Source organism: Mesorhizobium sp. M4A.F.Ca.ET.022.05.2.1 (assembly GCF_003998845.1).
Taxonomy (GTDB): domain Bacteria; phylum Pseudomonadota; class Alphaproteobacteria; order Rhizobiales; family Rhizobiaceae; genus Mesorhizobium.
This window is the reverse complement of sequence record NZ_RZOJ01000340.1, coordinates 1-6,528: the sequence shown is the minus strand read 5'-3', so window position 1 is coordinate 6,528 and position 6,528 is coordinate 1. Positions and strand designations below refer to the sequence as shown.

The window sequence follows — 6,528 nt, the reverse complement described above, 5'->3', positions numbered from 1 at the left end:
TTCCAGTGCCGCCCTGGCGTCGGCGGTGTCGGACGAGACGAAGGCGAAACGGCTGGTGGCTTTGCTCATGGCTTTCCGATGACGACCGGCTGGCGGCGACCGGTTCGCAGCCGCGCCAGCGCCGGGGTAGCATGGGCCGCCCGCATGTGCAAAGGGCGCGGCGGTGTTCGCCAATGGCTGCCAAAAGGACCGCTCGCGCATTGTGTCGGCCAACAGGCGAACGTGATGGTTAAGGCGGAGCTTAAGCTCTCGTAAAGCCGGATCGGTCATGTTAGCCGGCAGTGGATGGGTTGGTGGGGGCTAGCCAGTCGAGACCTGTCTATTGCCGGTGACACGCCTAATCATCGTCTTCCTGATGCTGGGAAGTTTTGCCCTCGTTTTCGCCGAGTTGGTGCGCCGCTCGGAGGATATGAGCTTCCGACCCGAGCCGACTGCTTCGCGCTGCGGCGACGCAGCTGGGACGCCCTGTCCGCAAAGGTCGCTGTAAGACCGCTGCGCCAAGCCACCGCGCAATCTACGACCACCGCAAGCACACCGAACATGCCGGCGAGAATAATCAGGTTGACAGTTTTGGCGCGCATATGCCCAAGCCCTGTGGTGCGGAATTCGCCTCCGTTGTCATCAACTCCTGTAGGCTGGGCCTGATGGACTGCATCCCGGTTCGATACTCGCAGTCACTCGGTAGCCGGACTGTGAAGCCGACCTCCCGCAAGCTCGCCGCGATCCGCTCGGCGCTGCCATTGGCATTGGCTTAGGCCGGCGAACCGTCATAGGTCGGACCGGCGACGACCAAGGCGATACGCTCCTCGCCGCGCGCGGCGAGGAAGAGCGCCATGGTCATCAACAGCACTGCCGTCAGAAAAAGGCGAATAACCCCCGACCCTGTAAGCCGCGGCTGTTCACGCCGAAGCTTGCCCAATCCGTCTATGGCCTCGCGTTTGACGATACATGACACGTTCGCCGGCGCATCGGCGCGTCAATTCCGGTTGCCGATGGCCGAAAGAGGCCTCTGGCAGGGTGCTTGCCGCCCCAATCAGCGATTGTGCCTTCAACGGGCCAACTGGGTAATGTCGCCTAAAAGATGTTGACTGTATGTTTAGTCATAGTTATTCCTTGCATTGAGTTGGCCAGCTGGCGTCCGCCGGTGAATGGCCACGGAACGGGAACTATCTTCATTGGACCGAGGCCGCATTTGTGGCCGGTCCCAACAATGGGAGAAGCAGCATGAACTGGAAATCGACCGCGACGGCCGCCGGGCTGTCGCTGATGGCCGCGACGGGCATGGCCCGCGCCGACGGCGAGCTCAACATCTACAATTGGGGCAACTACACTAACCCCGACCTCATCAAGAAGTTCGAGGAGACCTACAAGGTCAAGGTGACTGTCACCGATTACGACTCGAACGACACAGCGCTGGCCAAGGTGCGCCAAGGCGCTTCGGGCTACGATATCGTCGTGCCATCGGCCAGTGTCATGCCGATCTGGATAAGCGAAGGGCTGCTGCTGGAGACCGACCCCAACAAGATGGAGAACTTCAAGAACGTCGATCCAAAATGGGTCGACGTTCCGTTCGATCCAGGCCGCAAATACACCGTTCCATGGCAGTGGGGCACGACCGGTGTGTCTGTAAACAAGTCGGTGTATTCCGGCGACCCGAACACGTCGGCAATTTTCCTCGACCCGCCCGCCGAGCTCGTCGGCAAGATCAATGTCGTGCCGGAGATGGGCGACATCCTTTTCCTCACCATCTCCTATTTCGGCGGCGAATACTGCACCGACGACAAGCAGGTGCTGAAAAAGGTGCGTGACAAGCTGGTCGAGGCCAAGGCGAAATGGCTTTCCTTCGATTATGCGGCCGTCGATGGCCTCGGCAGGGGCGACATCGCGGCCGGCGTGAACTGGAACGGCATATCGCTGCGCGAGCGGCTGGAGAACGGCAAGATCGTCTATGGCTATCCGAAGGAAGGCTATCCGATCTGGATGGACAATGTCGCGGTTCTCAAGGACGCAAAGAATGTCGAGAACGCCAAGCTGTTCCAGAACTTCATCATGGATCCGAAGAACGCGGCGATGATCTCGGCCTTCGCGCACTACGCGAACGGCATCAAGGGATCCGAGCCCTTCATGCCGGACGACATGAAGGGGGCGCCGGAGGTCGAGGTTCCGGCTGAATTCGCCGCCAAGGGCAAGTTCATGCCGGCCTGTCCGCCGGACGTGCAGGCGCTTTATACGAAGATCTGGACCGACCTTCAGAAATAGCCGCGCCGAAACCGTTCCGGCCACAGTCGCCGGACCGCGTGCGGTCCGCCGACCGCAGGAGACTGCCCATGACCAATCTCGATCTCTGCTACATGCCGGCGAGCGAAGCGCTGCGGCGGTTCAAGGCAAAGCAGCTCTCGCCTGTGGAGCTGATGCAGGCGGTCATCGACCGCGCCGAGGCGACGAAGGAGACGATCAACTGCTTCACCTTCACGCATTTCGACGAGGCGATGAAGCTGGCCAGGAAAGCAGAGGCGAAATACGCCAGGGGCGCCCGGACCGGAGCTCTCGAAGGACTGCCGATCGGCATCAAGGATGAGAGCTATATCAAGGGCAAGCCGACTTCGCATGGCTCGCTGCTGACCAGGGATGCCGTATGCGGCCATACTTCGACGATGAACGAGCGCATCATCAAGGCGGGCGGCATCGTCCATGCGCGCACGGCGACGCCCGAATTCAGCTGCGCCGGCTACACCTGGTCGAGGCGGTGGGGCGTCACCCGCAATCCGTGGAATCCGGACTTCACGCCCGGCGGTTCGTCCGGGGGTGCCGCAGCGACGCTGGCTTCGGGCACATCCGCGATAGCGACCGGTTCGGACATCGCCGGGTCGATCCGCATCCCCGCATCGGCCTGCGGCCTTGTCGGTTTCAAGCCGCCCTACGGTCGCAATCCCGACGAGCCGCCGTTCAATCTGGACTTCTATTGCCACACCGGACCGCTGGCGCGAAACGTTGGGGATGCGATCCTGCTGCAGAACGTCATGGCGGGACCGAGCCCGCTGGACATCGCCACACTGCGCCCGAAGCTGCGCCTGCCGCTCGATTACAAGCCCATCAAGGGCTGGAAGATTGCTTTCTCGATGGATCTCGGCTCCTTCGAAGTGGACGCCGATGTGCGCAGGAACACGCTTGCCGCATGCGATGTCTTCCGCTCGCTCGGCGCCACGGTCGAGGAAGTCGATCTGGGCTGGGGCGACGAGGTGCTCAAGGCCGGCATGGCCTATCTCGAGCATCTCTTCGGCGCCTCGCTGTCGCAACTGCTCGAGGAGCATGGCGACGACATGACCAGCTATGCGCGTCGGTTTGCCGAGGAGGGGCAGAAGTCGAAGGCCACGGACTTTGTCGGAACCCTGGAGGTGGCGGCCCGGATGTATCAGACATTGGGTCCGTTGCTTGAAAAGTACGATGTGCTGATCTGCCCGACGAACGCTATCCCCGCGGTGCCTGCCGAGTTCGATCAGACCACGGACACTGTCGAGATCAACGGCAGGCAGGTGAACGCGTCGCTGGGCTGGGTGATGACGACACCGTTCAACATGATGAGCCGTTGCCCGGTGCTTTCCATGCCGTCGGGCAAGGCGGCGAGTGGCGTGCCGACAGGCATCCAGATTGTCGGCCGCACCTATTGCGATGCCGATGTATTTCGCGCCGCGATGGCTTATGAGACGGCTCAGGGCCAATGGTATGACAGCGCCGGGACACGCCCGTCGCTTTGAGCAATCCCGGGGGCGCGACCGTTCTCTGGCGTCGGTTATGGCGGGCGGACGCCCGATATTACAATGGCTGTGGGACCGGAGGTTCCGCCGCGGGCTAGAAAAGGCCGATGAAAATGGCGCAGCGCAGGGCAACTGCAACAGCCGCAAGACGGGCCGCCATGGCTGATGGCAGGGGGTCGGCGAATGATGCCGCGCCGCCCAAGGATCGTCGGCGCGAGCGCGGCGAGGCGAGCGTGCAGCGTATCATCGACGCCACCATCGACCTCATCGCCGATGAAGGGCTGGCGAGCGTCACCATGCAGCGCATCGCCGAGCAGGTCGGCTCGTCGAACGCGCTGGTCGTGTTCCATTTTCGCAGCAAGGAGAACCTGTTTCGGGCCGTGCTGCAGTATCTCAGCGATCGATATGATGAGCTGTGGGCCACCTTGGTGCGGGCGCCCGGGCTGTCGCCGGTTGAAAGGCTGCTGGGCGCGGTCGAATGCGCGCGAGGATTCGCGCGGCAGCATCCAAAGTGGGTTTCGGTCTTCGTCGTGTTCTCCAGCGACCGCAAGAGCATGCAGATCTACAACGAGATCGGGTTGCCGAGCGACCTCGCCTACACGGCCGAAGCGCGCGAGCTGCTGATCGAGATCTCGCGCAGTGGCGGCTATTCCGGCGTCGACATAGACACCTTATCAGAGAGCCTGAATTATCTGGTTCACGGCGCCTGGTACTGGGATCACCTGAACCCTTCCGGCCGTAACACCAATGTCCTGCGCAAGACGATGCTGATGCTGCTGCATCAGGCGTTTCCGCGGCATTTCGATCTTGAGCGCTAATATCTACCGGCTCTGCCGCAGATGGCAGCCGGCCTGGCGGTTGTGCGCCATTTCGGCTTGTTTGCAGCGAACTGTCGACTGTCCTCCTTCGCCAAGGCTTCGGAGGACACCCCTTCGTCTAACGATCTTCGGGTGGCCTGCTACCCGAAGCTCGAAGAGCGAAGGGTGGTGCCCCCGGACGGGATCGAACCGCCGACCTTCGGTTTACAAAACCGCTGCTCTACCAGCTGAGCTACAAGGGCATGGCGCTCCGGTAGCATATTCCATGCGCCAGTAAAGACAAAACTCCGTTCGCGACAGCTGATTGACCCGGCGAGGGCGGCCCCGCGCCATCCTGAAAACGGCAGGGCGGCTTCCTATATCAGGGCGAGATGCAATTACCTGGTTGAGGGTTTTCGCATGATCCGGCTCGTCATCATCTTCCCGCTTGTCGTGGTGGCCTGGCTTCTCGTGGTCAAGCTCGTCAGCGATTTGAAGAAAGCCAGCATCGACTGGACCGGCGTCACCACCATCATCGGCTTCATCGCGCTCGCCTTCTGGCTGCGCCATATCACCGGCATGGGATGAACCAGTGAGTAGGCAGTAGGGAATAGTGAGTAGGGAATGGCAGGTGGCCGCGTAGGCGACACTACTTCCTACTGACTATTTCCCACTTACTCAAAAAAGTTTCGAACCTTTTTCGCGGGCGCGACGACTGATGATCAAGAGGCGGATGGATCGCCTCTCCCACGCAACAGGAGATCATCATGTTCAAGCGCACCATTGTTTCCGGCCTCATCGCCACCTCCGTCGCCGCCGCCACGCTGGCCGGCACCGTTCAGCCCTCGGCCGCCCATGGCCATCACCACCACCGCGAGATCGGCATCGGCATTGCCGCCGGCGTCGGCGGGTTCGTACTCGGCAGCCTGCTCGCTCAGCAGCAGCAGCCGCAGCCTGTCTATGTCGACGAATATGGCGGCGGTTCCTCGCACGTCCGCCGCTGCCTCGCCCGCTACGCCAGCTACGACCCATACTCCGACACCTATGCCGGCTACGACGGCTATCGTCATTACTGCCAGCTCTGAGAGGAGGTGAACCGCCTCAGGCAACCGGAAGAAGGGGCTTCTCGGTGGCCCCTTCTTCTGCCGTCAGGGGGCTGGCCCTGCTGCGTTGACAGACTTTCAAGCGGAAACGGCTCCGCCGTCGGCGGTGTACAGCGATTTTCCGAGCGTCTAATCTCTCCCCAACGGCCAAACCGAGGAGGGACGCTTGGACGAACAGGACCCGAAGCAAGACTTGATCGAGCCCGTCTTTCGCAACGGCACGGTCACCACCGTCGGCATCCTGCTGGCGTTTTCGCTGGGCTTCATCACCCATTGGGCCGCCAATCCGATCCCTTGGCAAACGTACCATCTACTCGCCGTCGTGCCGATCCTGATCGGCATCGCGATGCAGATGCGGGCGCTGTCCTTGCTGCTCGACGTAAGTTCGCTGCAAAAGCCCATCTACGAGCGGGCGAACCGCATCTTCATCGCGGGCCTCATCTTCACCGCAAGCGGCGTCGGGCTGGCGATCCTGCTCGACTTCTTCGAGATTGCGGGCAAGAGCGCGCTGCCGAACGGCTAGCTACTGGCAGATGTCGCACCATTCGGCGCCGACCAGGCTCGCCATGCGGTCGACGCCTATCCTGACGGCGGCATTGGTGGCGCCGGCCGCCGGCACGACCTCGTCAAAGGCCCGCAGCGACACATCGCAATAGACAGGCAGCGGCGAGGCGAGGCCGAAGGGGCAGACGCCGCCGACCGGATGCCCCGTGATCTCCGCCACCTGTTGGGCATCGAGCATGCGCGGCTTGCCGCCGAAGGCATCGCGCGATTTGCGGTTGTCGATGCGCGCGTCGCCGCGGGCGACCACCAGCAGCACCCGCTCGCCGACCCGCATGCAGATGGTCTTGGCGATCTGCCCCGGCTCGACGC

7 protein-coding genes, 1 tRNA gene and 1 pseudogene are annotated in these 6,528 nt (G+C 62.3%); 6 read left to right on the top strand and 3 right to left on the bottom strand.

Annotation, left to right across the window (positions count from 1 at the left end; all coding sequences use genetic code 11):
- A pseudogene (locus tag EN745_RS36580) lies at positions 1-270 on the bottom strand (hypothetical protein); the annotation flags it as partial.
- A 954-nt stretch (positions 271-1,224) separates the two neighbouring features.
- Here EN745_RS36580 and EN745_RS26835 point away from each other — a divergent pair.
- The 3 genes from EN745_RS26835 (at position 1,225) to EN745_RS26825 (ending at position 4,573) form a co-directional block, all read left to right on the top strand.
- Complete coding sequence (locus EN745_RS26835; RefSeq protein WP_127422649.1) at positions 1,225-2,259, top strand: extracellular solute-binding protein; 1,035 nt, start codon at positions 1,225-1,227, stop codon at positions 2,257-2,259.
- Positions 2,260-2,327: 68 nt separating this feature from the next.
- Positions 2,328-3,755 carry an amidase gene (locus EN745_RS26830; RefSeq protein ID WP_127407211.1) on the top strand — a complete coding sequence of 476 codons (1,428 nt, stop codon included), beginning with the start codon at positions 2,328-2,330 and terminating at the stop codon, positions 3,753-3,755.
- 158 nt (positions 3,756-3,913) lie between these two features.
- Complete coding sequence (locus EN745_RS26825) at positions 3,914-4,573, top strand: TetR/AcrR family transcriptional regulator (RefSeq protein WP_245455460.1); 660 nt, start codon at positions 3,914-3,916, stop codon at positions 4,571-4,573.
- 166 nt (positions 4,574-4,739) lie between these two features.
- Here the strand turns inward: EN745_RS26825 and EN745_RS26820 are convergent.
- A tRNA-Thr gene (locus EN745_RS26820) sits at positions 4,740-4,815 on the bottom strand.
- Between the two features lie 157 nt (positions 4,816-4,972).
- Here EN745_RS26820 and EN745_RS26815 point away from each other — a divergent pair.
- The 3 genes from EN745_RS26815 (at position 4,973) to EN745_RS26805 (ending at position 6,178) form a co-directional block, all read left to right on the top strand.
- Entirely contained in the window at positions 4,973-5,140 is a 168-nt protein-coding gene (locus tag EN745_RS26815; protein ID WP_126054408.1) for a hypothetical protein, read from the top strand.
- 179 nt (positions 5,141-5,319) lie between these two features.
- Positions 5,320-5,637, top strand: a complete 318-nt coding sequence (locus EN745_RS26810) for a BA14K family protein (protein ID WP_126054409.1) — start codon at positions 5,320-5,322, stop codon at positions 5,635-5,637.
- Positions 5,638-5,821: 184 nt separating this feature from the next.
- Entirely contained in the window at positions 5,822-6,178 is a 357-nt protein-coding gene (locus EN745_RS26805; protein ID WP_126054410.1) for a hypothetical protein, read from the top strand.
- Here EN745_RS26805 and EN745_RS26800 read toward each other — a convergent pair.
- On the bottom strand, positions 6,179-6,528 hold a 350-nt coding region (locus EN745_RS26800), incomplete at its 5' end, for a YbaK/EbsC family protein (RefSeq protein ID WP_145992144.1).

Bases quoted from the DNA above. Each gene is read 5' to 3' on its own strand.
- EN745_RS26830 (WP_127407211.1), top strand. From the start codon at position 2,328: ATGACCAATCTCGATCTCTGCTACATGCCGGCGAGCGAAGCGCTGCGG.
- EN745_RS26815 (WP_126054408.1), top strand. From the start codon at position 4,973: ATGATCCGGCTCGTCATCATCTTCCCGCTTGTCGTGGTGGCCTGGCTT.
- EN745_RS26825 (WP_245455460.1), top strand. From the start codon at position 3,914: ATGGCTGATGGCAGGGGGTCGGCGAATGATGCCGCGCCGCCCAAGGAT.
- EN745_RS26835 (WP_127422649.1), top strand. From the start codon at position 1,225: ATGAACTGGAAATCGACCGCGACGGCCGCCGGGCTGTCGCTGATGGCC.
- EN745_RS26810 (WP_126054409.1), top strand. From the start codon at position 5,320: ATGTTCAAGCGCACCATTGTTTCCGGCCTCATCGCCACCTCCGTCGCC.